At 53.2% G+C, this 25,684-nt stretch carries 26 protein-coding genes; 11 read left to right on the top strand and 15 right to left on the bottom strand.

Translation table 11 applies throughout. The annotated features are described in order from the left end of the window. Positions 1 to 47 precede the first annotated feature (47 nt). Complete coding sequence (gene rpsB, locus SHEW_RS13635) at positions 48 to 776, bottom strand: 30S ribosomal protein S2 (protein ID WP_011866432.1); 729 nt, start codon at positions 774 to 776, stop codon at positions 48 to 50. A 234-nt stretch (positions 777 to 1,010) separates the two neighbouring features. Here rpsB and map point away from each other — a divergent pair, with 234 nt between their 5' ends. The 4 genes from map to SHEW_RS13655 all read left to right on the top strand — a co-directional run bounded on the left by map (position 1,011) and on the right by SHEW_RS13655 (position 5,923). Further along, a complete protein-coding gene (gene map, locus SHEW_RS13640; RefSeq protein WP_223294717.1) occupies positions 1,011 to 1,853 on the top strand; it encodes a type I methionyl aminopeptidase in 843 nt (280 codons plus the stop codon). 81 nt (positions 1,854 to 1,934) lie between these two features. Beyond that, a complete protein-coding gene (glnD, locus tag SHEW_RS13645; protein ID WP_011866434.1) occupies positions 1,935 to 4,508 on the top strand; it encodes a bifunctional uridylyltransferase/uridylyl-removing protein GlnD in 2,574 nt (857 codons plus the stop codon). A gap of 35 nt (positions 4,509 to 4,543) precedes the next feature. Next, on the top strand, positions 4,544 to 5,368 hold the full coding sequence (gene dapD, locus SHEW_RS13650; RefSeq protein WP_011866435.1) for a 2,3,4,5-tetrahydropyridine-2,6-dicarboxylate N-succinyltransferase: 825 nt from the start codon (positions 4,544 to 4,546) through the stop codon (positions 5,366 to 5,368). Positions 5,369 to 5,578: 210 nt separating this feature from the next. Further along, positions 5,579 to 5,923 (top strand): DUF3718 domain-containing protein, encoded by a 345-nt coding sequence (locus SHEW_RS13655; protein ID WP_011866436.1) that lies wholly within the window; start codon positions 5,579 to 5,581, stop codon positions 5,921 to 5,923. Positions 5,924 to 6,031: 108 nt separating this feature from the next. Here SHEW_RS13655 and purU read toward each other — a convergent pair whose 3' ends face one another. The 5 genes from purU to SHEW_RS13680 form a co-directional block, all read right to left on the bottom strand. Beyond that, complete coding sequence (gene purU, locus SHEW_RS13660; RefSeq protein ID WP_011866437.1) at positions 6,032 to 6,865, bottom strand: formyltetrahydrofolate deformylase; 834 nt, start codon at positions 6,863 to 6,865, stop codon at positions 6,032 to 6,034. Between the two features lie 33 nt (positions 6,866 to 6,898). Further along, a complete protein-coding gene (locus SHEW_RS13665; RefSeq protein WP_011866438.1) occupies positions 6,899 to 8,371 on the bottom strand; it encodes a PTS transporter subunit EIIC in 1,473 nt (490 codons plus the stop codon). Further along, a complete protein-coding gene (locus tag SHEW_RS13670) occupies positions 8,323 to 8,787 on the bottom strand; it encodes a flavodoxin (RefSeq protein ID WP_011866439.1) in 465 nt (154 codons plus the stop codon). Before SHEW_RS13670 ends, SHEW_RS13665 begins: the two co-directional genes overlap by 49 nt. A gap of 373 nt (positions 8,788 to 9,160) precedes the next feature. Next, the gene (truC, locus tag SHEW_RS13675; protein ID WP_011866440.1) at positions 9,161 to 9,982 is read right to left on the bottom strand and encodes a tRNA pseudouridine(65) synthase TruC; all 822 of its coding nucleotides are present in this window, start codon (positions 9,980 to 9,982) and stop codon (positions 9,161 to 9,163) included. 10 nt (positions 9,983 to 9,992) lie between these two features. Further along, positions 9,993 to 10,310 carry a YqcC family protein gene (locus SHEW_RS13680; protein WP_011866441.1) on the bottom strand — a complete coding sequence of 106 codons (318 nt, stop codon included), beginning with the start codon at positions 10,308 to 10,310 and terminating at the stop codon, positions 9,993 to 9,995. Positions 10,311 to 10,493: 183 nt separating this feature from the next. Between SHEW_RS13680 and SHEW_RS13685 the strand changes: the two genes are divergently transcribed. Both SHEW_RS13685 and SHEW_RS13690 read left to right on the top strand, forming a co-directional pair. After that, complete coding sequence (locus SHEW_RS13685) at positions 10,494 to 11,507, top strand: DUF3549 family protein (RefSeq protein ID WP_011866442.1); 1,014 nt, start codon at positions 10,494 to 10,496, stop codon at positions 11,505 to 11,507. Next, a complete protein-coding gene (locus SHEW_RS13690) occupies positions 11,504 to 11,893 on the top strand; it encodes a DUF3301 domain-containing protein (RefSeq protein WP_011866443.1) in 390 nt (129 codons plus the stop codon). Before SHEW_RS13685 ends, SHEW_RS13690 begins: the two co-directional genes overlap by 4 nt. 1,750 nt (positions 11,894 to 13,643) lie before the next feature. Here the strand turns inward: SHEW_RS13690 and SHEW_RS13700 are convergent. Together SHEW_RS13700 and SHEW_RS13705 are read right to left on the bottom strand one after the other, a co-directional pair. Beyond that, positions 13,644 to 13,943: an Mpo1-like protein gene (locus tag SHEW_RS13700; protein ID WP_011866444.1), complete on the bottom strand. Its 300-nt coding sequence runs from the start codon at positions 13,941 to 13,943 to the stop codon at positions 13,644 to 13,646. Further along, positions 13,936 to 14,586 (bottom strand): GNAT family N-acetyltransferase, encoded by a 651-nt coding sequence (locus SHEW_RS13705; RefSeq protein ID WP_011866445.1) that lies wholly within the window; start codon positions 14,584 to 14,586, stop codon positions 13,936 to 13,938. Before SHEW_RS13705 ends, SHEW_RS13700 begins: the two co-directional genes overlap by 8 nt. Before the next feature lie 140 nt (positions 14,587 to 14,726). Here SHEW_RS13705 and SHEW_RS13710 point away from each other — a divergent pair, with 140 nt between their 5' ends. Continuing rightward, a complete protein-coding gene (locus tag SHEW_RS13710) occupies positions 14,727 to 14,957 on the top strand; it encodes a DUF2789 domain-containing protein (RefSeq protein WP_011866446.1) in 231 nt (76 codons plus the stop codon). A 149-nt stretch (positions 14,958 to 15,106) separates the two neighbouring features. On the opposite strand, the gene SHEW_RS13715 is transcribed toward SHEW_RS13710, so the two are convergent. Next, positions 15,107 to 15,478, bottom strand: a complete 372-nt coding sequence (locus SHEW_RS13715) for a DUF3192 domain-containing protein (RefSeq protein ID WP_011866447.1) — start codon at positions 15,476 to 15,478, stop codon at positions 15,107 to 15,109. Between the two features lie 148 nt (positions 15,479 to 15,626). Between SHEW_RS13715 and SHEW_RS13720 the strand changes: the two genes are divergently transcribed. Continuing rightward, the gene (locus SHEW_RS13720; RefSeq protein ID WP_011866448.1) at positions 15,627 to 15,962 is read left to right on the top strand and encodes a hypothetical protein; all 336 of its coding nucleotides are present in this window, start codon (positions 15,627 to 15,629) and stop codon (positions 15,960 to 15,962) included. After that, a complete protein-coding gene (locus SHEW_RS13725) occupies positions 15,962 to 16,735 on the top strand; it encodes a Zn-ribbon-containing protein (RefSeq protein ID WP_011866449.1) in 774 nt (257 codons plus the stop codon). The genes SHEW_RS13720 and SHEW_RS13725 overlap by 1 nt, the downstream gene beginning before the upstream one ends. 44 nt (positions 16,736 to 16,779) lie before the next feature. On the opposite strand, the gene syd is transcribed toward SHEW_RS13725, so the two are convergent. Further along, positions 16,780 to 17,442 carry a SecY-interacting protein gene (syd, locus tag SHEW_RS13730; protein ID WP_011866450.1) on the bottom strand — a complete coding sequence of 221 codons (663 nt, stop codon included), beginning with the start codon at positions 17,440 to 17,442 and terminating at the stop codon, positions 16,780 to 16,782. 60 nt (positions 17,443 to 17,502) lie between these two features. Here syd and queF point away from each other — a divergent pair, with 60 nt between their 5' ends. Together queF and SHEW_RS13740 are read left to right on the top strand one after the other, a co-directional pair. After that, positions 17,503 to 18,360, top strand: coding sequence for an NADPH-dependent 7-cyano-7-deazaguanine reductase QueF (queF, locus tag SHEW_RS13735; protein ID WP_190272390.1), 858 nt, complete (start codon positions 17,503 to 17,505; stop codon positions 18,358 to 18,360). Positions 18,361 to 18,682: 322 nt separating this feature from the next. Next, complete coding sequence (locus SHEW_RS13740) at positions 18,683 to 19,873, top strand: alginate export family protein (RefSeq protein WP_011866452.1); 1,191 nt, start codon at positions 18,683 to 18,685, stop codon at positions 19,871 to 19,873. Between the two features lie 201 nt (positions 19,874 to 20,074). On the opposite strand, the gene SHEW_RS21025 is transcribed toward SHEW_RS13740, so the two are convergent. The 5 genes from SHEW_RS21025 to SHEW_RS13765 all read right to left on the bottom strand — a co-directional run bounded on the left by SHEW_RS21025 (position 20,075) and on the right by SHEW_RS13765 (position 25,664). Next, complete coding sequence (locus SHEW_RS21025; RefSeq protein WP_011866453.1) at positions 20,075 to 20,986, bottom strand: 4'-phosphopantetheinyl transferase family protein; 912 nt, start codon at positions 20,984 to 20,986, stop codon at positions 20,075 to 20,077. Positions 20,987 to 21,165: 179 nt separating this feature from the next. Beyond that, complete coding sequence (locus SHEW_RS13750; protein WP_011866454.1) at positions 21,166 to 22,431, bottom strand: hypothetical protein; 1,266 nt, start codon at positions 22,429 to 22,431, stop codon at positions 21,166 to 21,168. A gap of 43 nt (positions 22,432 to 22,474) precedes the next feature. Further along, positions 22,475 to 23,158, bottom strand: a complete 684-nt coding sequence (locus tag SHEW_RS13755; RefSeq protein WP_011866455.1) for an ABC transporter ATP-binding protein — start codon at positions 23,156 to 23,158, stop codon at positions 22,475 to 22,477. A 21-nt stretch (positions 23,159 to 23,179) separates the two neighbouring features. Beyond that, positions 23,180 to 24,448 (bottom strand): ABC transporter permease, encoded by a 1,269-nt coding sequence (locus tag SHEW_RS13760; RefSeq protein ID WP_223294718.1) that lies wholly within the window; start codon positions 24,446 to 24,448, stop codon positions 23,180 to 23,182. After that, a complete protein-coding gene (locus SHEW_RS13765; RefSeq protein WP_011866457.1) occupies positions 24,432 to 25,664 on the bottom strand; it encodes an ABC transporter permease in 1,233 nt (410 codons plus the stop codon). Before SHEW_RS13765 ends, SHEW_RS13760 begins: the two co-directional genes overlap by 17 nt. Between the last annotated feature and the right edge of the window lie 20 nt (positions 25,665 to 25,684).

Genomic DNA, 25,684 nt, shown 5'->3' on the forward strand with positions numbered 1-25,684 from the left:
ATTATCTATCTTGGTTAATAAGGGCGATGAAATTCATCTCGCCTTTATTATTCAGCTTCTACGAAACCGTCTTGCTCAGCTTGTACCGCTAGGTCTTGACCACGACCTGCTTTAGCAGCCGCTGCTACTGACTCAGCATACAGACGAATTGCACGCATAGCGTCATCGTTACCAGGAACGATGTAGTTGATGCCGTCTGGAGAAGAGTTAGTATCAACAACAGCAACAACTGGGATACCTAGGTTGTTAGCTTCTTTAATAGCGATATGCTCATGGTCAGCACCGATAACGAAGATAACGTCAGGTAGGCCGCCCATGTTCTTGATACCACCAAGAGACTTTTCTAGCTTCTCAAGCTCACGAGTACGCATTAGCGCTTCTTTCTTGGTCAGCTTGTCGAAAGTACCGTCTACAGACTGGCTCTCAAGATCTTTTAGACGCTTGATTGATTGACGAACTGTTTTCCAGTTAGTCAGCATGCCGCCCAACCAACGGTTGTCAACGTAGTATTGATCACAAGAAATAGCAGCTTCTTTGATCGCTTCGCTTGCAGCGCGCTTAGTACCAACGAAAAGTACTTTACCTTTCTTAGATGCTACGTTGCTGATGAACGCTAGTGCTTCATTGAACATAGGCACAGTGTGCTCTAGGTTAATGATGTGTACACCGTTACGAGCGCCGAAGATGAAAGGCTTCATCTTAGGGTTCCAGTAACGAGTTTGGTGACCGAAGTGAACACCGGCCTGAAGCATGTCGCGCATTGAAACTGTAGTCATTTTTTTACCTTAAAAAATTGGGGGTTAGACCTCCACGCATCCCATATCTCCGACCTAAATAGGCACCCCGAAGAACGTGTCGATACGTGTGTGATTTAGTATTTAGTCATAGCCATGTATAATGGCCGCCACATTCGCTCAAAGATGGGGTCATAATGAACCTCATCGGCAAGAGTCAAACATAACGGCGCGCTTTATACCATAATATCGGCGCTAACACAAATTTTTAGCGCCTTGAGGCGCCCCAAATTCGACTACCGACACAACAGAGAAAGCTTAATGAGTATAGTGATAAAAACAGCCGAAGAGATCGAAAAAATGCGCGCGGCAGGCAAGCTGGCCGCCGAGGTATTAGAGATGATTGCTCCCCATGTTAAGGCCGGGGTAACCACAAACGAACTCAATGATATCTGTGCGAAATATACCGAAGAGCAAGGCGCGATTTCGGCCCCGCTGGATTATCATGGCTTTCCTAAATCTATCTGTACTTCCATCAACGAAGTGATCTGCCACGGCATCCCAAGCGATCGTGCCCTCAAAGATGGCGACATCATCAATATCGACATCACAGTGATCAAAGATGGCTACCATGGCGACACCTCTAAGATGTTCCTCATCGGTGATGTCAGCGCCAAAGACAAGCGCCTGTGCCGCGTGGCTCAGGAGAGCCTGTATGAGGCGATCAAGAAGGTGCGTCCAGGCATGAAACTGGGCGAAATCGGCACCATCATCGAGAAATATATCAAGAGCAAGAAAACCGGCCTGGAAAAATACAGTATCGTCACCGACTACTGTGGCCACGGCATCGGCGCCGGCTTCCACGAGGAGCCACAGGTAATGCACTACAAGAACAATGATAAGACGGTACTGCGTCCTGGCATGTGTTTCACCATAGAGCCGATGATCAACGCCGGTCGTCACACCAGCGTACTGGACAAAGACGACAACTGGACGGTGACCACCTCTGACGGAAAAAACTCGGCTCAGTGGGAACACACTTTGCTGATCACGCCAACGGGTGTAGAGGTCCTTACCCTGCGCGAAGAAGAAAACTTCCCCCGCATCATCAACCACTAATCGCACACGCAGCTAAATTGTGGTTTACTCCCATAGCAGGCCATCCGGCCTGCTATGCTCGCTCTGAGGTTAAGGACTGCAATGAACACTGCGCTAACAGCTAAGAACGCCCTAAAACAACAAAATCAAGAACTCCTAGAACGTTTCAGCGCCGGCGAATCTGTGACCGCCCTGGTCAGCCAACGCTGCCGTTTCGTCGATGAACTCCTTATTGCCCAGTGGCAAGCCCATCAGCTCGATACCACGCCCGTGGCGCTAATCGCCGTCGGCGGCTATGGTCGGGGGGAACTGCATCCCCAATCCGATGTGGACCTACTCTTCCTTATCCAAGGGTCGCTCGCCCCAAGTGACGAAGCCAAACTCAGTCAGTTTATCGCCTTCCTCTGGGATGCGGGCCTCGAGGTGGGCCACAGCGTCAGAACAATTGATGAGACCATAGCTCAGGGCAAGGCCGATATCACCATCGCCACCAACCTGCTGGAAGCCAGATTACTCTGCGGGCCCCAGGCCATGTTTAACACCCTGTATGACAAGGTACGTGAGGGCGATTTCTGGCCCGCCAGCGACTTCTTTGTCGCCAAGCGCGATGAGCAGGTGGCGCGCCATGCCAAGGCCAGCGCCTTCGATCTCGAACCCAATCTCAAATCCTGCCCGGGCGGTCTGAGAGACATTCAGACCATCACCTGGGTAGCGATGCGCTACTTCGACGCCAGCTGCGCCGAGGAGCTGGTTGCCCACGGCTTTCTGGAGCAGGATGAACTCGAGGAGCTGCTGGAGTGTCAGGGCTATCTGTGGCAGCTGCGCTTTGCCCTGCACCTGATCTCGGGGCGCGACGAGAACCGCCTGCTGTTCGACCTGCAGCGCCAGGTAGCGGAGCTGCTTGGCTACAAGGATGAGACCCAACTTGCGGTCGAGCAGATGATGAAGCGTTACTATCGCACCGTACGCCGGGTGATGGAGCTCAATCAGATGCTGCTGCAACTCTTCAAGCGCGCTACCCTGGGCCACACCAAGGAGCTGGAGATCCAGCCCATAGACGAGGATTACCAGCGCCGCGGCAGTTTTATCGAATCCCTGCAGGCGGATCTGTTCGATGATCCGGTGGAGATCATGCGCCTCTTCCTGCACACGGCGCGCAACTCTAATATCAAGGGGATCTACGCCCCTACCCTGCGCAGCCTAAGACGCGCCCGCCGCGCCCAGCAGACACCGCTGATGGACAGTGAGGATTGCCGCAAGGTGTTCCTGGAGATCTTACGTCACCCTCGGGGCATAGCCTCTCTCTCCTTGATGCATCGCCACGGCATACTGTCGGCCTACCTGCCAGCTTGGCGCAACATAGAGGGGCAGATGCAGTTCGACCTCTTCCACGCCTACACGGTCGACGAGCATACCCACAGACTGCTGCTCAACATCGACAGATTCTCACAGACGGAGCAAAAGGATGAGTTCCCCTTAGGCTCCATACTGATCAATCAGCTGCCGAAGAAGGGGCTGCTGGTGCTTGCGGCCATCTTCCACGATATCGGCAAGGGACGCGGCGGCGATCACAGTAAACTCGGCGCCGTGGATGCCCAAGAATTTTGCGATCTGCACGGCCTCAATAAGCATGATGGTCGCCTGGTGAGCTGGTTGGTGGAAAATCACCTAGTGATGTCGGTCACCGCCCAGCGCCGAGATATCTCGGATCCCGATGTGGTGGCCGAGTTTGCCGATCGGGTGCGTGACGCCGTGCATCTTAGCTACCTCTACTGCCTCACGGTCGCCGATATCTGCGCCACCAACGAGAAGACCTGGAACAACTGGAAGGGCTCGCTGCTGCGGGATCTCTACTTCTCCACCCAGAGGGTGCTTGCCCGGGGCAAGGAGAAGCCGGTGGATATTCGCGCTCGCGTGCGCGAGCATCAGGGCAAGGCGAAGAAAGAGCTGCTGCGCCGCGGGATCAAGGAGAAGAGCCTAGATACCCTGTGGCAGCGATTCAAGGCCGACTACTTCCTGCGCCATCAGCCCAATCAGGTGGCCTGGCACGCCGAGGCGATACTCAAACACAAGCATGATGAGGCCCTGGTGTTGGTCTCCAAGCACACCACCCGGGGCGGCACCGAGCTGTTTGTCTACAGTCAGGATAAGCCTAAGCTGTTCGCCACAGTGATGGCGGTGTTGGATAACAAGAACATCAATGTCCATGACGCCAGCATCATGACCTCAAAAGATGGCTACGCACTGGATTCTTTCGTCATTTTAGAGCAAGATGGCAGCCCGGTGTCGCAGATCTCCCGCATCCAGGGGATCAAGAAGGCACTGGTGAAAGCCTTAAGCAATGACACGGCGAAATTGCCGAAATTTAAGAAGCTGCCGCGTAAGATGAAACCTTTCAGGGTACCGACCCAGGTAAGCTTCCTGCCGGCGCGCAAACAAGGCACCAGCATGATGGAGCTGATCGCCCTGGACAGTCCAGGATTATTGGCCAAGGTGGGGGATATCTTCTATCGTTGTAAGATCACCCTGTTAGCGGCGAAGATCACCACCATAGGCGAGCGCGCCGAAGATTTCTTTATGTTGCAGACACAAGATGGACAGCAACTGAACGAGACACAACAAGAAGCGCTCAGTGAAGCACTGGTCAAGGCGCTCGATACGCAAAACCAAGTTTAATCAACAGACTAATTTATGATAATTGGGAGACGTTAATGGAGGCTTTACGCCAACGTATAGAAACAGCTTTTGAAGCTCGCGCAGAAATCACCCCTACCACGGTCGAGCCGAGTGTTCGCGCCGACGTAGAGAAAGCCATCGCCATGCTAGACACAGGTGAAGCGCGCGTCGCCGAGAAGATCGACGGTCAATGGAATGTACACCAGTGGCTAAAGAAAGCCGTATTACTCTCTTTCCGCATCTTCGACAACCAGGTGATCGACGGCGCGGAAACCAAATTCTTCGACAAAGTACCGATGAAATTTGCCGACTATGACGAGGCACGTTTCAAGCAGGAAGCGATCCGTGTGGTACCACCTGCCGCTGTGCGTAAAGGCTCTTTTATCGGCAAGAACACCGTACTCATGCCGTCTTACGTTAACCTCGGCGCCTATGTCGATGAAGGCACCATGGTTGATACCTGGGCGACCGTTGGTTCGTGCGCCCAGATTGGTAAGAACGTGCACCTTTCAGGCGGTGTCGGCATCGGCGGCGTGTTGGAGCCGCTACAGGCAGGCCCTACCATCATCGAAGACAACTGCTTCATCGGTGCGCGCTCAGAGATCGTCGAAGGCGTAGTGGTCGAAGAAGGCAGTGTTATATCTATGGGGGTATACATAGGCCAGAGCACCCGCATCTATGACCGTGAAACCGGCGAGATCCACTATGGCCGTGTGCCAGCGGGTTCGGTTGTCGTATCAGGCACCCTGCCCTCTCAGTGTGGCAAATATAACTTGTATGCCGCCATCATAGTGAAAAAGGTCGATGCCAAGACCCGCGGCAAGGTAGGTATTAACGAGTTGCTACGCATCGTCGATTAATCCCTGTCGCACCCTAACCTTAAAAAGCCAGGTATTCACCTGGCTTTTTTACCTCTAAAGGGATATCCAGACATATTCTGTTACTCCCAGACATAGCCTGATCCACTCCTCACATACCGATACATTTCGCGACAAATAGCTAACAGCTTTTCGCTAAATAAAGGGCTTTACTCATAGTCGATCCCAACAGAAATATGCTAGGAGCACAAAATGAGAAAGTTACTAACGATTGCCGCCATCGCATTAGCCCCACTGGCTTTTTCTTCTCAAGCCGCCATGTCGCCTCAGATGGAAAAAACCTTAGTTGCCGTATGCAAAGCCGGCGCAAGCAACAGCATTATTGAATTTAACGGTACGATGAAAGAATATCGCATCAACAAACAACGCGTCTTCCCTCGCCTTGTGTGCAATGACCAGAGCTTCCATCAGTTTGCTCTGAGCAACGGCGCCGATCGCACTGCCGCTAAGATTGAACGCTACAGCTTAGGTACAGTGACCATTAAAGATCTCGCCATGAACTATGGTGACGAAGAGATTTTAGCCGTTAACTTCTAAGGGAATAAGCTTTGGCAATAAGCTGACCAACTGCTTAAAACCAATAAAAAAGAGCCTACAGGCTCTTTTTTATTAACTATAAATTATAGGTTTGCTCGCTACTATAGGCTAGAAGACCACTGTCTTGTTACCGTAGACGATCACCTCTTCCTGCAACACCAATTGCAACGCCTTACTCAGTACGCTCTTCTCCACATCCCGACCACACCTGGCCAGTTCCTCGGCGCTGTAACTGTGATCCACAGGGATCACATCCTGTTTGATAATCGGCCCTTCATCCAGGCAGTTATTTACAAAGTGGGCTGTGGCACCGATGATCTTCACCCCACGCTCCCACGCCTGACGATAGGGCGAGGCTCCGATGAAGGCAGGCAAAAACGAGTGATGAATATTGATGATACGGTTTGGATATTGCTCGACAAACTCTGGGGTCAGCACCCGCATAAATTTCGCAAGCACCAGGTAGTCAGGGTTATGTTGCGCAATCACTGCTAACATCGCCTGCTCATGCTCATGGCGCGTCTTACCCTCATGAGAGACACAATAAAAAGGCACCTCAAACTTATCGGCCAGCGGCTTGAGGGTGTCGTAGTTACCAACGATAGCGGCGATCTCCACATCCAGGCCACCATAATAGGCCTTCATCAGGATATCCCCGAGGCAATGGGCCTCCTTGGTCACCATCACCACCACGCGCTTCTTGCCCTTAACCACCAGCTTACGATGACGCTGCTCAGGCAGCACCTCATCGATATCGGCCAAGAACTTTGCCTCATCGAACACCCCTTCCAACTCGGTGCGCATGAAGAATCGCCCCTGAGCATTGTCGACAAATTCACTGTTCTTAACGATATTGAGCCCATGGGCATAACAGACACCCGTGATCTTAGTGATAAGTCCTGGTGCGTCGGCACAATCTGTGATTAATACTCTCTGTTGCATCTTCTCTACCTCTAAATGTCTAACCTTTCAATTTCACGATTTGTGCCTATCTAGATAGCGCTGCAATAAGCGCCTGATACTCTCCGCTTTCGTGCCATAAACCAACTGAACCCCGTTTCCAACCAATACCACGCCCTTGGCGCCGAGCTTGTTGAGCTGGGCCTTATCCACCAACTCGGCATGTTTCACGCTGATACGCAGTCGCGTCAGGCAGGCGGTTAACTCATTGATATTATCCTGTCCGCCCAACGCGGTGATCATGGAGATCAGCCCGGCCCGCTGACCGCTGCCCGCCTCCATGCGTCCCGGGGTCTTGAGGTTAAACGCCAAGATGGCGCCGCGAAACACCAGATAATAGATAACCGCCGTGAGGGGGCCGAGGATCAAAAACCATTCTACATTTCTGGACTGTCCCAGCAATAGACTGAAATCGACTAAGCCATGGGAAAACACCACGCTATGGTGGATATCCAGCGAAATCGTCACCGCATAGGCGATCCCCGTCATCAGGGCATGCAGAATAAACAGCAGCGGGGCGACAAACATGAAGGCAAATTCGATGGGCTCGGTGACCCCGGTCAGCCAACAGGCAGTAGCCGCCGACAGCATGATCCCGGCGACCCTGTTACGCTCATGTTTATCGGCGCAGCGCCAGATGGCCAGCGCGGCCGCAGGCAGGCCCCACATCTTAATCAGGTAACCACCGGCCAGATTTCCGGCCTGGGGGTCGCCAGCCAGATAGCGGGCAACCTCACCTCTTACCCATTCATCGCCATTGAAATACTGCCCCATCTCCAGATAAAAGGGAGCATTCCAGATATGGTGTAGCCCAAGTGGGATCAGCAAGCGCTCCACCATGCCATATACGGCAAAGGCCGAGGCGGGCTCCTGATAGACGGCCCAGTTTGAGATCTGCTCGATCCAGTTAGATAGCAAGGGCCACAGGAGCAGAAACAGGTAGGCCAGCAAGATGGCCATCGGCAGCATTAACAGTGGCGCCGAGCGGCGTCCCTCGAAAAAGGAGAATACCGCCGGCAGGCGTATGCGCTCGCTGTGCTTGACCACAAGACAGGTAAAGGCGCCTACCATCATGCCACCGGCAATGCCCGTGTCTATGGTGGCCTGCCCCAAGATCATCTCGGTCGGCAAATGATAGATCTTCGCCAGCGCCGACAGGCTAGAGAAGAAAACCCCATAGCCGAAGACCGCACTGAAGGCGGCTATCCCCTGATCTCGACAGAAGCCTATGGCAATAGTGACCGCAAACAGCATGGGCATCATGGAGAACACCAGGTTGCCAACGGTCCACATGAGTGTGGCGAGATCCGCCGAAATAAAAGGAATGGGATTGGTCGCAAGACCAATCATCACCCCCGCAGCGGGCAAGATGGCGATAGGCAGCAGCAGGGCCTGGCTCAGCCGCTGGGCAAACTTAAACCATTGACGACTGATCCGGCTCAGTCGGCCGCGTGGTCGTTGATGAGTTGGGTCCATTGGGTTAACCATGCTTTTGCTTCTACTTCCGGCTCCATCGTCTCACAGGCATCTATCTTAAGCAGTTCACCTATGCGCGTGCCGCCAAGCTCAGTTAACAACTCATCGAAACGTATACCGGCAAAACAGAAGGTCTCATAGCTCGAGTCCCCCAGCGCCACGACACCATATTCGAGCTTTGGCAGGTAAGGCGCCTCGCCTCTGAGGGTCTCAAACCAGGGGCTAATATCATCGGGCAGATCGCCCTGACCCGTAGTGGAGGTAACCACCAGCAGCAACTCATCCTCGGGCGGTACGAAGCCGTTGAGGGTCTCTGGCGTCATCAGAGTGACCTGGATATCTTTGGCCAATAGCTCTTCTTGCAGGGTCTCGGCAACAAACTGTGCATTGCCATAGACAGTTCCATATACCAGATTCACTTTTCTCATGTTTTACTTAGCCCTTCGCGCATTAATTACTTATACTCTAAACATACTTTATTGAAAGCTTGATAGCTACACTAGGTTATTGAGTTTCAAGGATCAATTCGATGCGACACTCGAGCCGACAGAAACATCTAAAGCATGTTCACCGCAGCGCGCATATCAGGCGCATGTGTTATTTCAGAACCGTTCAGTCCCTCTCGCTCAACCCGCATCCCCCATCAGAAATTGACCTCCCCGAAGAGAAGCTATCGCCCCTCACTGCCATCAAATCGGCCTGCGCGCTGGTCAAGTAACCCTAAGGCCCGAACTTCGAGTATCGAGTCACGGGCCTTTGGGTTGGGTGGCATAAACTTCTCTAGGCGCTCACCTTTAGCCGTTAAGCCTCACAGATAAGTAGCGCTTGTTCGCCACTCAGCTGCTGGTCATCCCAGCCGAGCAGTTCAAACAGCGACAGCCACTCGGCCTCTAGCTCTGTCTCCACCGCTATTCGCTCGCCGCTTCGTGGATGATTGAACTCAAGTTTCTTGGCGATCAGCCACAAACGATTGATGCCACTATGCTCGCGCATGAAACGGTTCTGCTTGCCGTCACCATGGGTGGTATCACCAATGATGGGATGACGCAGATGGGCCATATGCCGACGCAGCTGATGCTTGCGCCCCGTATGGGGAGTTAGCTGAACCAAGGCATAGCGACTGCTGGCATAGCGGCCAGAAGGATAAGGGATCTCACAGTTGAGCAAGGGGTGATAACTGGTCTGCGCCTCCTGCGCCGCCTTGTTAGGGTCGACATTCTTATCACCCAGCTCGTCAAGCTCCTGCTTCAAAGGGTAGTCCAGCAGCCCAGGCTCGTGCATGTTCCCCCTGACTAGGGCAACATAATGCTTTTGCACCGACTTGCTGGCGAACTGCTCACACAACTGATTCGCCATCTCACTGCTCTTGGCAAACAGCAGCACACCCGAGGTCGGCCTGTCGAGACGATGGACGGGAAACACATGGCAGCCCACCAGATCCCGCGTCATCTGCATGGCGAAATATTTTTCCCGCCGCGCAAGGTAGCTGCGATGCACCAGCAGACCGGCAGGTTTGTGGATGGCGACAAGATCGTCATCTTCATAGAGGATCTCGATTGTCGGTGCCGCTTCTACGGCAAGGCTGTCATCGTCGCCAGCTAGCTGCTCGTTAAGGTTTTCCATGGTTTTAGGGTTAGTTAGATCCACTCAAATGCTCATCTAATTGATTAATAATGGTGATTAATACTCGCATCTCGGCTCTGCCCTGCCACACATGCTCGGCCATGGGAGTCAAGGCAATCTGACTGGGCAGCGCGCCATTAACGGCGATGATCTCGCCCATCTTGGGCAGAAAGATAAACTGCAGCCACTGCTCAAATGTCATCGACTCGCAGGCAAAGGGCGTCGGGTCCGCCATCGCCTCGGCAGAAGGCGGCTGGTCTTGCCACAATTGCAGTCGTTTCAATTCGGCTTCGATAAGCCTGAGCTGTTTTTCGGTATAGAGAGACACACTTTCCTCAATGATATCTTTCGCCGCGGCGCCTAAGCCTTTACATGAACCCGAGTCAGCACATGAGTCAGTACAAGAGCTTTAGCCTGCGAGCTATTTCGGCCGAAATTGTACCATCTCAGCACACTTCTCCCTATAATAAGCGCCATTTAATCTGTTCCCTGTAAGCAAGACGGCATTCTAATGACTGAAATTACCACTCTTACTCAATTTCTCAGCACGGCTAACACCCAATTCCAAGTCTATGATCTCGGCCGCCGGGTACAGCATATTGACATGATGGCCTTCTCCCAGATTGAGGCACTCCAGGCCCCTTATCCTTCGCCTATCCAAGGTCATGCCCAATTTGCCATCGTCTTCTGGGACGACTCCAACCAACACTTCATCTGGTTCTTAAAGCTCCCCCTGGATGAACGTGGCCTACTCTCACCAGCCCCGAGAACCCAGTTTATTCGTATGGTGATAGAGGCGCTGGGCAGCGATCCGACCCAGGCACTCTCACAAGATCAGCAGGACACGCTCGCCAACCATCCCTTCGCCTTCAAACCGAGTGCGGAGAAACTGGCGCTGTTCAACGCCTTGGTGCGTAAACAGCTGGGCCTACCTGCCTCGGCGCAATATGAATTTGCCTATCAATACCTATCGGGGCAGGTTTCGCCTGAGCGTTGGCAAGATGTGGGGTTACAGGGATTAGCGGATATCTGTGTGCGCGCCGCGGCGCTCGACCACAATGAGCAGCTGCTTAACGCCCTTGAGCACAGCGCGGATGAAGTCAAGATAGCCCTGTGCCAACAGCTAGAGCACATCACACTCGATGCGCCATTAGCCGAGCGGCTGTTAAGCGCGTTTTATCAGGGCAGTCCCGAACAGAAACTCTATTATCTGCGCGCCCTGGCCTCGGCGCCAGCCCTTGCACAGCAAGCGATACAATATCTGGATGAGCAAGATGCGCTGGATGACAACGCCTTGATCACCATAGCTGGCCGAAACTGGACCGCATTAAAAGACGACCAGACTCGCAAGATCTATCTCGAGGCCTTAGCAAAACAACCCCAGGGCTTTTTTAACCAGATCTTTGCTGATATTGTGGCAATTCCAGCGATACGAACTCAACTCTTGATGGCATTAAGAGACAGCGAGCGCAGCCAGGCTCTCGCCAATGCCATAGGTGGACTCTTTAGGGTGACCAAAGCATGATGACAGACTTTTTAATGATCGCCGCGCTGGTGATCATTGCCGCCTTCTTCTGGCAATTACGCCAGATGGCCGAACTGAGCCGGGTATTTGCCAGCAGTGAATGCAAGAAGCAGCGAGTGCAACTCCTGGCTATCGCCATGGAATCGGCCCGCCCCAGTGTGGGCGGAAGCAGCGGACTGACCTGGAAAGCCAAGTTCTTGATGGAGTTCAGCACCGACGGTATCAATCAGTATCGCGCCCATATCTGGATGCATGGTAAGAAGATAGAGAAGATTCAGTGGCCAATCTTTCCCGAACCCGAATGGTTGCAAGCCCCTGAGGCGCGAGGTTCTGTCGGCGGTAGTTGTGGCAGTCGCGGCGGTTGCAACTCAGGCGGCTGCAAGTAAGCCATCAAGCTCGCATCGACAACTGCCTGGCATTCCAATGCTTACTCACATTATTGCTCGACTGGCAGCCATGCATAATACCAATCGTAGTAAATAACTGAGCATGCTAGCTTGTTAAAACGTCCGATAACGGTGTTATCATTTTTGATAGTAGAATAACTACTTATCAAAAAATTCTGCCGTATTCTCGAACGTTTTTCCCGCGCTATTTCTGTTCACTTACTTACCGTGATTGGTATAAATCCAGGCACCTGCTATTACAACAGAACTCCAGTTCTAAAACCCAGATAAAGAAAAAGCGCGGCTCAATTAAGAGTCGCGCCTTCTATCTTTTTCGCTAAGCAATCCAGCTATTTTAGTGCTCCCTGCTCCAACCTTGCGAATTTATGCTCCTTGCATCTTCCTTGGTCCATCTATTCCTTGTACCTTTTAGCACTTCCATACTAAGGTACCGTCCCTGAGCTTGGTCATCCATTTACCAAGTTTGCTTAATCCCTAAGCATGTCCAATCTCTTCCTTGGGATTCCTTTCCTACACTCCTTGTCATCTGCCATCCTAGGCAGATATCCATCTTCCGTGAGTGTTTGGCCTTCCCTAGTTGTCGACTCTTCCGTGAGTTGCCATCCTTGTACCATCCTTGCCATCATCATCCTGATGATGTGTAGGTCATCCTGACCCGTCCTTGCGCATTCATCCTTGAACACTGTTAATTCTAGCGTCCCTGTCGCCCAATAATAGGGATGGAAAAAATTCTGCTTAAGAAGTCACATTATTGCCATCTTACCGCTTAACTATAAGCGCATGAATTTCAAAACAAATAAACACCATTGCAGATATAGATAGCATGTTATCAGCTTTATCTCGCACATCAATGTAAGAGATGTCTCACACGGCGGCGGGCACTTTCTGTGAGCAAAGGCCAACTCCAGCAAACCCTTTCACTCAATGCCCCCAGAACTCTGGATTCACTAGCTAAAAAGAGGGGCTAAAAAAATCGAGCAGAAAAAGAAAAGGCGCACTATAAAGTGCGCCTTTCTATACTCTTGTGTTAGCCATCCTGCTATCGCCGTGCTCCCTGCATCATCCTGATCACATCGGCATCCTGCCGTCTCCAATTCCTGAGACATCCTGTCTTATTCTTCCCTGGGTGGTCGACTCATTCAACCACGCTCCCACATCCTATGGGCTCCAACGCGTCCTGCCATTATCCTTTTATGCTTACTCTTACCTGTTCCCTGGTAAGCAACTCCTTGATAAACAGTCCTTGGTTACACTCACAATCCCTTGAGTGGCAATCCTTTTAGAAAAGTCCTTTTAGCAATAGTCCATTTCACGATAATCCCTATCGCCTATCATCCTAAAGCATCCTGCTCTCATCCATGATGTTAAGATTCTCGCTTCCTCGACAATCTTGCTATCCTTGGCTTTCCTTCGCCATCCGTATTGCTTAAGTAAGCTCCTTAACTTGAGTTCAGTATACTTACCGCTGCGCCAGAATGTACGCCATCAGAAACAATTGTGAACAGCTTAAATTTCAACCGCAGGCAAGTACACAGTTAACTTATTGAACATTAATGAGATTCAAATATCCGCAGGCGAAAACAGGGGTAATTTCAGGAGAAAGACTCACATGTTTGTAAGCGATCTCTCACAAACGGCTTGGCAAATTGTGAGTAGGCACATCTTAAGGGCTTTATAATGATGTCTGTGATCACACGACCTCCCCCGCGACAGTCGCGGGATAAAGCTGTCATCGACGGCCCGTTAGCCACTGGGCCAACATCACCCAGTCGGCAAAGAAGCTGTATAAGGGGTACTCGAAGGTTGCGGGCCGGTTTCGCTCAAACACGAAATGCCCTATCCAGGCTGCGCCATAACCCAGAACAGGCAGCAGCCAGAGCAGCCAATACTTGGCTAGCACTATGGCCACCACCAGGAGCGCGATCACCGACAGGCTACCCACATAATGCAAGGCGCGGCATCTGGGATCCCTATGTTGCGACAGATAGAAGGGATAGAAGTCTTTGAAGTTGGTGTAGCGCTTACTCAATCTCAGGGCTCCGGTAGAAAAGCAGCTCGCCCGGCACGCCACCTATGACGAGGCGCTCGATGGGGGCAAAATCCATGGAGGAAAACAGATGAGCATGATCATCCTGGGTCACATAAACCCCAACCCCTTCGAGCTCTGGTTGCTCGTCGCACCAGCTCATCACCGCCTGGATCAAACGTCTACCTAACCCCTTATGCTGCTCTATCGGTGTGACGGCAATAAACTGCAATATGCCACATTGAGTGCTGGGTAGATGCTCTAGAATCGAAGATTCTTTCTTCATCAGCGCCTGGGTCGACTGCCAGCCGGCGCTCAGCAACATCTTTAGGCGCCAATGCCAGTATCTGGCCTCCCCCAATGGCACCTGCTGGGTCACGATACAGGCCAAGCCAATCAGGCGCTCCTCCTCAAACAGGCCGATCAATGCCTGCTCCTCTTGCCATAGGGTGTGCAGTTCCTCGCGAATGGCACCGCGTAACTTCTGCTCATATTGCGCCTTGTCTCCCTTATGTAGGGCGGCAATAAAGAAGGGGTCATCATGGTAGGCGTTATAGAGAATCGAGGCGGCGACGCGTAGGTCTTCGGCGGTTAAATAGACAGCTTTATAGGTTTCGTTAACAGGTGGGGTAGCTGTTGTCATCATTGCTGTTATTCCTTGATCCAGATCAACATGGTCCAATGTAACAAGCTTGTAAAAAAGTGCAAACTTTAATCGATTCGAAACTTTATCAATTTATCGCATACTAAATAGAAGCACCTCATCACCAACTAGCGAGGGATAAGATGGACATCACACAACCGGATTTAGCCACCCTATTTGACCAACTCGGCCTGCCGAGTGAACCCGATGCCGTTGAGGCTTTCATCAAGCAGCATTCCATCGCCGCGGAGATCCATATCGCCGAGGCCCCCTTTTGGACCCAGGCCCAGAGGCATTTTTTAGCCGAAGCCTTAGCAGAAGATGCCATGTGGACAGAGGTGATCGATCACCTCGATGCCCAGCTTCGCACTTAGATAGCGAAGCTTAAACATCCTCTTATGACTCGGGTATCTGGGACTAAAGAATAGGCTTAAAAATTAGGCTTCGAAAAGTCTCACTTGTGAATGGCTTATACAAAAAAGGCAAGCCGAACTGGCTTGCCTTTTTACTAAAGAGTATCCCATTACATGTTGTGGTAAGCCTTCTCACCCCAGCCCACGACGCGATTGTCTGTGATCACGATAGGCGTACATTCATCCTTGGTGGTGGTGCCATCTTCGCGCGTACGCTGGGTACGATAGTAGAGCACGTTGATCGTCTTATCTTGCTTGGTATAGGCCTCGTTAAAATCGGCGGTGCCCATAAGTGTCATCACCTGATCGCGCGTCATCCCCAAGGACAACTTAGACAGGTTCACACGATTCTGCTCCTGCACGCGCTCCCAAGAATTACCCGTGCTCCAGCCCTTGTCACCTTCACCCACATTCAATACACACCCAGATAGCGCTAAACTGGTCGCGCCGAAGACCAATGCTGTTATTAATTTTGTTTTCACTTTCACGTCCTGTTTATCTATTATAACTGGATTCAGGTAAAGCAAAGCTTATGCCAAACAGATATACCTATAATTTTCAACATCTTGAAGCAAACCCAAGAATCAAGAGTATGTCTGTCAGGCTAAAAAGTAAGGAATTTCACCAATCATGAGTCCACTCGAACAGGTGCTGGTCGCCGCACGTAAATTGAGTCTGGCGGGTAAGCCTCCCAGCCTGGCATTGATCAAGGCAAGTCTGGGCAACTCGCTGCCCATGCCTATCCTGGTTCAAGGATTACAACGCTTTAAATCTATGTCAGCCGATGAGCAGGCGGCGATAGTGGTAACCACAAGCGCTCCAGCAGCAAATGTCCAAAGCGACGACGCTATGCCAACGCTGGCCCAGCTCGCCGAGCAGGTTGCCAGGCTCACAGCCAATCAACAGGCCTTGGTTGAGCGTATCAGCGAACTCGAAGCCAAATTAAGCAACAAGGACCCTCACTGATGCACGTGGTGGAACTCAGATTCGAGTGTTTTGACAACACCACTATCACGGCCGCCGAACGCGCGATTAATGGTCTGCTGGAAGCCTACCGGGCCAATGGCCAGGTACTAGGCCGTGAATTTGCCGTGGCCTTCAACGAAGGGGAGTTCAGGGTGCGCCTGCTGCTGCCAGAAAAGAGTAGCCTAGCCAAACGATTCAACAGCCCCTGGGTCAATTACGCGCTCGAGGAGCTTACCCAGGCTAAGCTGCTGCATCCAAGGGAAAAATATATCGGTCAGGATATCAACTCTGAAGTCAGCAGCACAGAGACGCCCAGCTGGCAACTGCTCTACACCAGCTATGTACACATGTGCTCGCCGCTACGAAACGGCGATACCCTGCAACCGATTCCCCTGTATCAGATCCCCGCAACCTTCAACGGCGATCACAAGCGGGTGATCAAGTGGCAAACCGAATGGCAGGCCTGCGATGAGCTGCAGATGGCGGCGGCCACCAAGGCGGAGTTCGCCGCCTTAGATGAATTGAGCCAGTGTGACAGCGACCTGTTTCGCCGCGGCTGGGATCTGCGTGGACGCATCGAATACCTCACCAAGATCCCCACCTACTACTATCTCTATCGCGTAGGTGGCGAGAGCCTGGCCGCCGAGCAGCAAAGGCCCTGTCCACGCTGCGGCAACACCCACTGGTTATTGGAAACCCCTTTGTTGGATCTGTTCCACTTCAGATGCGACAACTGCCGCATCGTCTCCAACATCTCCTGGGATCACCTTTAACTGCAACTCTCTATTAGCGAGCAGTCTATCTCATAGCGGCCCAACTATCTTTTAGCAATCAGATGTCGCCACATGGTCTTGAGTCGCTGCCAAATCCCGGGATGATCCGTCTCGGGCATAGGCGCTTCGACCGGCTTTTGTGGCGGGCAGACTCGCGGGCGAAGAGAGGCGATAAAATCCTCCAGGCTAGCGGCCAGTTGACGATGTGGCTGCTCCCCTGGGATCTCTATCCAGACGCTACCGGTCTCGTTCTCCACCACCAGCATCTCATCCCCCTCCCCAAGCACACCGATAAACCAGGTCGCAGGTTGTTTCAGCTTCTGCTTCATCATCAGATGGCCGATAAGGTTTTGCTGCAGATATTCGAAATCTTGTTGGTTCCAGGGCTGCAACAACTCACCCTCACCAAATTCAGATTCAAACATCAACGGCGCCGCAAAGTAACGCCCGTAGAAGGCCTGTATGCTTGGATGCAGTGTGATTGAGAGGGCATGCTCTATGTTATCAAACGGCCCCTGGCTGTCGCGTTTTACCGCCTGCCACTGCACCGAACGCTCGGGCGAGGCATCGACCTTCTCCTGATCACACTCCAGCACGCAGGGAGAGGCCTCCCCCAGCGGGAAATAACGGGGCGATTCCCCCAATTTATCGCTATAGGCTTGATGATAAAGCGTAAAAAATTGATCCAGTGCAGGCAAAGAAGACACTTAGCAGTTACCCGAATTTTAAGTATAATGTGCGCCTATTTTGACATGGAAAAACGATTGATGACACAGGTTCATGACCCTTATCGCGACGCACCCGCGTTGTCCAAACTGACCTTAGGTAAATCGACCGGCTATCAGGCCCAATACGATGCCTCCCTGCTACAAGGCGTACCACGCCAGCTCAATCGGGATGCCATCGCCTTAGGCGATACCCTGCCCTTCCATGGCGCCGACATCTGGACCGGCTATGAACTCTCCTGGTTAAACGCCAAAGGCAAGCCCATGGTGGCCATCGCCGAGTTTATCCTCGACTTCAACAGCGACAACCTGATCGAGTCCAAGTCTTTCAAGCTCTATCTCAACAGCTTCAACCAGACTCGTTTCGACTCCATCGAGCAGGTTCAGCAGACCCTGGCTAAAGATCTGTCGGCCTGCGCCGGCGGTGAGGTAGTGGTCAAGATCATCGAGCCAAAGCAATTCGCCCATCAGCGCGTCGTGGAACTGCCTGGCACCTGCATCGACGATCTGGATATCGAGATCGACAGCTACGAATTCTCAAGCGACTACCTTATCGACAGCACAGACGACAAGAGCGTGGTGGCCGAGACACTCACCTCTAACCTGTTGAAGTCTAACTGCCTGATCACCTCTCAGCCCGATTGGGGCAGCGTGATGATCCGCTACCAGGGCCCAAAGATAGATCGCGAAAAATTGCTGCGCTACCTGATCTCCTTCAGGCAACACAATGAGTTTCATGAGCAATGTGTCGAGCGTATCTTCGTCGACCTCAAGCGCCTGTGTCACTGCGCCAAGCTGACCGTCTACGCCCGCTACACCCGCCGCGGCGGCCTAGACATCAACCCCTATCGCAGCGACTTCGAAAATCCACCCGAAAACCACCGACTGGCACGCCAGTAACCTGGTGGATGAAGGATTGAGCCCGCATTAAGCGGGCTTTTTGTTATAGAGACCCATTGAAGTGACAAAAGCGCTACACTCACCTCAGGTGCCACCTCATCTCACTTCATCTCACTTCAATGTATGCAAAAAATATTATTTAGCACACCTTAAAAATACCACTTTAGAGATACCTCTAATTCAGTATAAGCTCATGATCTTTATCACAATTATTGACACAAAAAATCAATCACTGTGCAACATTGTTTTAGATCAACAAACCGATCCTTTTGCAGCCCTATAACAGCTCCTGAGCAATGACCAAACAAAAGGATCACAATTAATGAAACTTCACGCCCTCAGCCTCGCCGTGCTTGCCAGCTTGTCCGCCTCTGCCCTTGCGACAGAGAGCGTCGATCCCCTTAAGAAAGCCTTTATCGACGACTCTCAAGTCAAAGTGCAATTCCGCCTGCGCTATGAAGATGTAGACCTGGCTGATGTCGACCAGCAAAATCAAACCACGCTGCGTACCCGCCTGACCTATCAAACCGGCGACATCTACAAGCTATTTGCCCTGGCTGAAGTGGACGACGTGCGCTCTACCGACGATGAGCCACTGATTGCCGACTATGAATATACACAAATTAATCAGGCCTTTATCGGTTACCGCGGCCCGGCTAATACCTTGGCTCAATATGGCCGTCAGCGCATCCTGCTCGACAACCAACGCTTCGTCGGTGGCGTTGGCTTCCGTCAAAATGAACAAACCTATGATGCCTTCTCGGTGAAGAACACTGCGGTAGAGGGGCTGACGGCCTACTACGCCTATGTGAATAACGTTAATCGTATCTTCCCGGAAGGTTCGGGTAAGGATGAGCACAAGAACAAGACCCACCTGGTTAACGTTAACTACAAAGGGTTAGACTTCGTTAAGCTTAGTGGTTACGCCTATCTTATCGACAACGTCAATGTGGCCGCCTTCTCCACCGATACCTATGGCCTTCGCGCCACTGGCGATATCAAACTGGATCAACTCAAGTTCAATTACGAGGCAGAGTACGCGCAGCAGTCTGAAGGCGGCGACAACCCTGTCAGCTACTCAGCCCCTTACTATAAGCTCGGTGCGGGGGTGAACTTCGATGCCTTCGGCGCGAAAGTGGGCTACGAGGTGTTAGGTTCTGACGATGGCAAGGCGGGCTTTATCACGCCACTGGCCACACTACACGCCTTTAACGGCTGGACAGATAAGTTCCTCTTCGGCGGCAAGGGTAACTGGGAAAACGGTATCGTAGATACTCATGTGATCCTGACCGCAAAGGTTGCAGGCTTGAAACTATTGGCCAAGTACCACAAGTTTGATTCAGACTACGGCGATGTGGACATGGGTAAGGAATGGGGCGTCTCGGCTACCTATCCTTTCGCCCAGCACTATAGCCTAGGGGTGAAATACGCCAGCTTCAGCGGTGCCGATGCTGGATATGCCTTCTCTAACGACACAGACAAACTCTGGTTGACCTTCCAGGCAAACTACTAAGCCCTTTTCCTATCGCCCATAGCGGGCGATAGGCGCCAATACTCCCTGAGTAACAACAGCTTTTGCGGGAAAACCATAGGTGCCACGCCTTGGTCTTCCCGCTTTTTTAGCGGTAAATATCCTGTTAGCTTTTGGGCTAAATTGAAGTCTTTATTGGATGAAGTCTGTATTGAGTGAAATCTGTAGCTCGGGTAAGGCTTGTCACTCAGACAACAAGGCCTGTGCACTTACCATCTCACAGCGTAAATCTAGCGGATCTGTCGATGATAGGCTCAGCGCGAAGCGATACTCATCATCCAGTTGCCAAAGCTTACTCTGCCAGCCCGCAGCCGGTTGAGCCTGTTGTGGGTCATTGCCTAAATCCGTTTGCTGAGAATCTTCTTTGACGAGAAACAGGCGCGCCGCCTGCTCGAGCCGGGCTTGCCTGGCATCCAGGCCTTTAAAACTTAGCGCCTGACACTCTGTCTCACTCAACTCGAAATAAAAAGATTTGAGCGAGAGTGCCAGCCCAAGCCCCTTGGCCTTAATGTAGGACTCCTTCAAAGCCCAGAGGTCGAAGAAGCGCTCTCGCTGACGCGTGCTCGGCAGCGCCAACATGGCCTCTCGTTCCTGGCGGGTAAAGTAATGATTCAGGATGGCATGAATGTTAGTGTTCTGCCTCAGCCGCTCAATATCGACCCCGAGTTCCAGCCGCGGCGATTTAGCGATAGCCAGCAACATATAGTCGCCGCTATGACTCAGATTAAACACCAGCTGGCTGCGCGCAAAAAAAGCCTTACTGAGCACAGGCTTACCCTTATCCAGGTAATCGAAGCGCCACTCACTCGGGCCGATAGCGCCATCTATGTCGGCATTTAATTGGCTTTGGTTTAACGGGCTTTGGTTTAACGAACTTTGGTTCAACTGGGTATGAGCTTTTGACAACAGCGCGCGCAGATAACACCTGACCAGGAGCCCCTTCTCTCTCGCGGATGCCATTCGATAACGCATCACTTTCTGCTGCTCATCCAAAGGTAAGGTATCGAGCAGGCGCCCTTGTTGATCGCTGCTAAGGCCTGGCAGGGTCAAGGGGCAAAGATAAAGATGTACGGGAATAATGTCGCCAGCGGCCATGTTCAACTCGATTAATTTCCTGCGCTCAATATCCAGCAGAGGAGGAGAAAAGATAAGAGGCCCAAGCCTAGCATCTCAGGCTTAGGAGTACCACACATGCCTTTTAAGCTGAGCCTTTCAAGCGGCGCCGTTCAAAAGTCGTTCAAGCAAGGCCTCAAGCATATGATTAGACAGGCCAACTAAAAGCTCCACTTAAGCTGCAGGTAACCCAAGGTGGAAGCCGACTGGCCGAACAGGCTGGCGCTCGAACCGTCGAAGCGCTGCGCGATCAGGCTAAGTTGCCAGTCATCCGCCAGCGAATACTGGTAGGTTAAGCCGACAAAAAAGGAGTCATCATCATAATAGCTGGCATTTGCACTGAGACGGCTGAGCGGCGTCAGATCAAAACCCAGATCCAGATAATAGGTCCAGGTGGTGAAACTCAAAGTACGGGCAGAGAGCGGCAGATTCAAATAGAGCAAGGCACTGTCGACGCCCAGAGGCGACGAGATATAGAGGGCGGCGCCCAGTACGCGCCAGTTGGCATCAGTGGCAAAGCTGTAATCCATCTCCAGGGTCGCCACAGTACTGGCCTCAAGTATCTGTGTCGCGCTTGCGAGCGACTGCGTAGTCCTAGGCTCGGCATCGACAGGCGCCACGTATGATGTATTTATAGGATCGAAATGGGTCACCTCCCCATGCAGCCCCGCGCCCCAAATATCGCCGGCAAATCCGCCGCCAAACACCCTGTCGTCACGGGTCTCGCCGAGTATCAGCTGCCAATCCCAGCCCAAGTCATAGCCAAAAAAGTTATGCCCAAGATAGCGCCCGGCGTACTGACGATTCGTGCGGCCAATCGATACATCATTTATTGCGCTATCTGCCCCCTGGCTATAGACAAACTCCAGCTGGCTGGCGTAACCCAATTGGCGGCTAAGCTTAAGGGCATCGACCCCGCGACGCTCGGCATAATCGACATCATAAATAGAGTAGGCATTGAAGATATCATTGGGATTCCAAAGCGTGCTCATGGCCCAGTTAACCCTAAAGCGGCCGGCGACCAGCTCCCAGTTGTCAGCAAACTCCCAGCTTAAATAAGCGCGATCTAACTGGCTGTTGCCGATCCAGCCGTCGCTATCTAGCCAGTTGGCCGACAGATCCCAGTAGCCGGGATCCCAGGCGAGCAGCTCCCCATAGCCCGGCAGCCTGCCGCTGTCCCCGACCATGAGGCGATTGCGCAGGCCAACATTCACCCTGAGCGACTGCCAGCGATACTCGGCGTCGATGCGATTATGCAGCAGGCTGTCCCAAAGCTGCTCGCCCTCGACCGGGGCAATGACAGAGCCGAGATAACTCACATAGCCCTTGACCTGCCAGGGCTGCTCTGGCGTAACGCCAGGAATGGGCGAGGCTAAAGCCGCAAGACTCAACACAGCCGCCCAAAGACAGACGGTGGCAGTCAACATTGGCCTTAACCCTAGCTTTAGCATAAGCACTTAGCCGCCCGATTCATTGACGGCGATCCTCGACCAGGCGACCATCCTCGAAAACGATCACCCGCTTGGCCCTGGCGATCACCCTGGGGTCATGGGTCGAAAAGATAAAAGTCGTGCCCTCCTGCTCATTGAGCGACTGCATGATATCCAGCAGCTCGGCGGTGCTCTTAGCATCCAGGTTGGCCGTGGGCTCATCGGCCATCACAAACCTCGGTCTGGGGGCCAGAGCCCTTGCAACCGCTACCCTCTGCTGTTGCCCGCCCGACAACTTGGCGGGGATCTTATCCTGCTGAGCTGCCAGCCCCACCTGGGCGAGCAGCGCCATGGCCCGATCACGACACTCGGCCTCGCTGTGGCCCTGCAGCTGCATGACAAACTCGACATTCTCCAGCGCCGTCAGCACGGGCAGCAGGCTATAGTCCTGAAAGATAAAGCCCACATGGTCGCGGCGAAAGGCGATTAGCGCCTGCTCGCTCAGGTGGGTGATATCCTCACCGTCGATAAATACGGCGCCGCTACTCGGACTGTCGATGCCACCGATCATGTTCAGCAGCGTGGTCTTGCCTGAGCCCGAGGGGCCCATGATGGCGACAAACTCGCCCTGGGCTATGGTGAGGTCCAGAGACTTTACCGCCGCCACCGGAAAGTCACTCTCGGGGTTATAGATCTTAGTCAATGCTTGAATCGCTATGGTCATTAAATATCTGACTCCTTTGGCCTAATGCTTCTGCGACATGGCGTCTACCGGACGCTGCTTGACGATCTGCCGCGCCGGATAGAGGGCCGCCAGCAGGCTAACAATCACCACCATCGCCAAGGTCGAGAGATACTGACCGAGGGTGACCTGGGGATAGAGGGTGGTCGATACGCCGAAGGCGCCGAGTCCATCGGCCATGTTACCAAGGGGGATGCCTGTGTTTGCCAGCAGCGCTATCACCAACACGCTCAGCATAAGACCAAGTAGCGCCCCCGTCAGCCCAAGCAGCAAAGACTCCAGCAGGATCAGCCCCATTATCTTGCGCTTCACCATGCCGATGGCCATCAGCACGCCAAACTCCCGCGTGCGCTCAAACACCGCCATCAACATGATGTTGGCAATCCCCAGCCCCAGCGCCGAGATGAAGATCAGCAGAATCACCGCATTGCTGGTGTCCATCTGAGCGATAATGGTGGCCAGCATCGGCTGGATCTCTTGCCAGTCGCGCACCCTGTCCTGGGGCGACAGCACGCTCAATAGTATCTTGGCAAGCGCCTTGGCGCGGCTATTGTCCAGACTATCGCTTTTTGTCAGGCGAATGGCGATCTCATGCACGCCATCCAGCCCCGCCAACGCGGTCAGATCGGCGCGGCGCACATAGGCATTGGCCTCATCGAAGGTGCTGGAGGGGGAGCGATAGAGGCCCGCCACCCGAAACGCCGCCCCGCTAACCGCCTTGTCGGCGTTGCTGAAGGTAAGCACCACCTTGGAACCCAGCCTTAACTTGAGGCGGCTCGCCGTCTTCTCCGAGATCACTATGGGATGCCGTCCACCGGCCTCGAGCCAGTCCCCCTGGGTGATATTGTCGGCGATGGGCGTCACCCTGGCCTCGGCGGCGGGGTCAACGCCATTGATGCGAATGCCGCGACTCGCCCGGGGCGAGGCCAGCATGCCCTGCACCACAAAGCGCGCCGAGACACCTTGCACCTCAGGGATCTGACTAAGCTCAGCCAGCACAGGCTCGGGCGCGCGTATCCGGCTATTGATATCCGGATCGAGCAGATAATCCTTGTTATGCACCTGCAGGTGGCTGGTCTGCCAGGCGACGGCGTTATCTATCATGTTGGCGTACATGCCTGTCATGAAGCCTAACATCACCACCACGCCCACCAGGCCAAACACCATGGCGCACACCATGATGCTGGTGCGCAGGCGGTTACGCCACAGATTGCGCCAGGCCAAAAGGGCCAGCATGGGCGGATGCCAGCCAGAATTATCCTTGGTCATCATCGCCTCCTTTGAGGGCCGCCACCACCACCAGATGCTGGGTGCGCCACAGGGGGTAGCAGAGGCAGAGGGCCATCAGGCTGAGGATGATGATCACCTGATTGCGCACCAGCGCCAGCGATACCTTCATGGGCATCACAGGCTCCCAGCCCATCTCGAGCATCATCTTGGCGGTCTCGCCAGTCAGAGAGATGGGATGATAATAGAAATAACCTATCACCACGCTGCTGACCCCAAGCCCCAAGGCCGTGCCCAAGGCGGCGATCAACAAGGATTCGATCATCACCAGGCGCAGCAAGGTCAGGCGCGCCATGCCAGTCGCCAGCACGACGCCAAACTCCCGCCTGCGCTCCAGCGTCATCATCAAGATGGTGGCAAACAGGGCAAAGCCGACGATAAGATAGAGCAGGCAGATCATAAACAGGCCGCCGGCCCTATCCAGGGCTATCTGCTGCGCCATCTCAGGGGCCAGCGACTGCCAGTCCCGCACCTTGACCCTATCACCATAAAGATTAGAAAGCCTCTCGGTCAGAGGCGCCACCTCATCTAAGTTGTCGCTATGCAGTACCCAGGAGGTCACCTGTTCACCGGTTGAAAACAAGCCTTGGGCCGCGCTCAGGGGCATATAGACCAACTGATTGTCCAGCTGCGCCAGGGGGAAATGCAGTATGCCGGCGATAGGATAGACTCCTGCCGCCGTCTGGCCATGGTAGCCCTGACCATAGAGCACCAGCTCATCGCCGACACCCAGTTTCAGGTACTCCGCCAATCCTTGTCCCAGCAGCACCTGCTGGGCACCCGGGGTTAAGTAACGACCGGCCACCAGCTTGTCATCTATGCCCGAATAGTCGCTCTCAAGCTGCGGGCGTACGCCATACACCAGCACACCTTTGGAACGCTCTTCGCTTGACGCCAACAGGAAAGATTCGATTCTGGGCAGGGCGTAGCTGATGTGGGGTAAGGCCTTGGCCGGGGCGATAAAGTCATCATCGCCGGGCAGCAGATCTTCTATGCTCTCTGTGGTGGCATACTCGGGAGATTGCAGCTGGATCAGGCCGGTAGAGAAGCGGGCACTGTTGTCGATATTGTGCTCGTAACTGCCCTCCTGCATGCTGCGCATAAAGAGGGAGAGAAACAGCGCCAGCGCCAGGGCAAAGGCGGTCAGCAGGGTGCGCCGCTTCTGCCGCCAGAGATTGCGCCACGCCAGCTTAATCAACATGCCTCACCTCTATTCTTGTA

Source organism: Shewanella loihica PV-4, from assembly GCF_000016065.1.
Lineage (GTDB): Bacteria > Pseudomonadota > Gammaproteobacteria > Enterobacterales > Shewanellaceae > Shewanella > Shewanella loihica.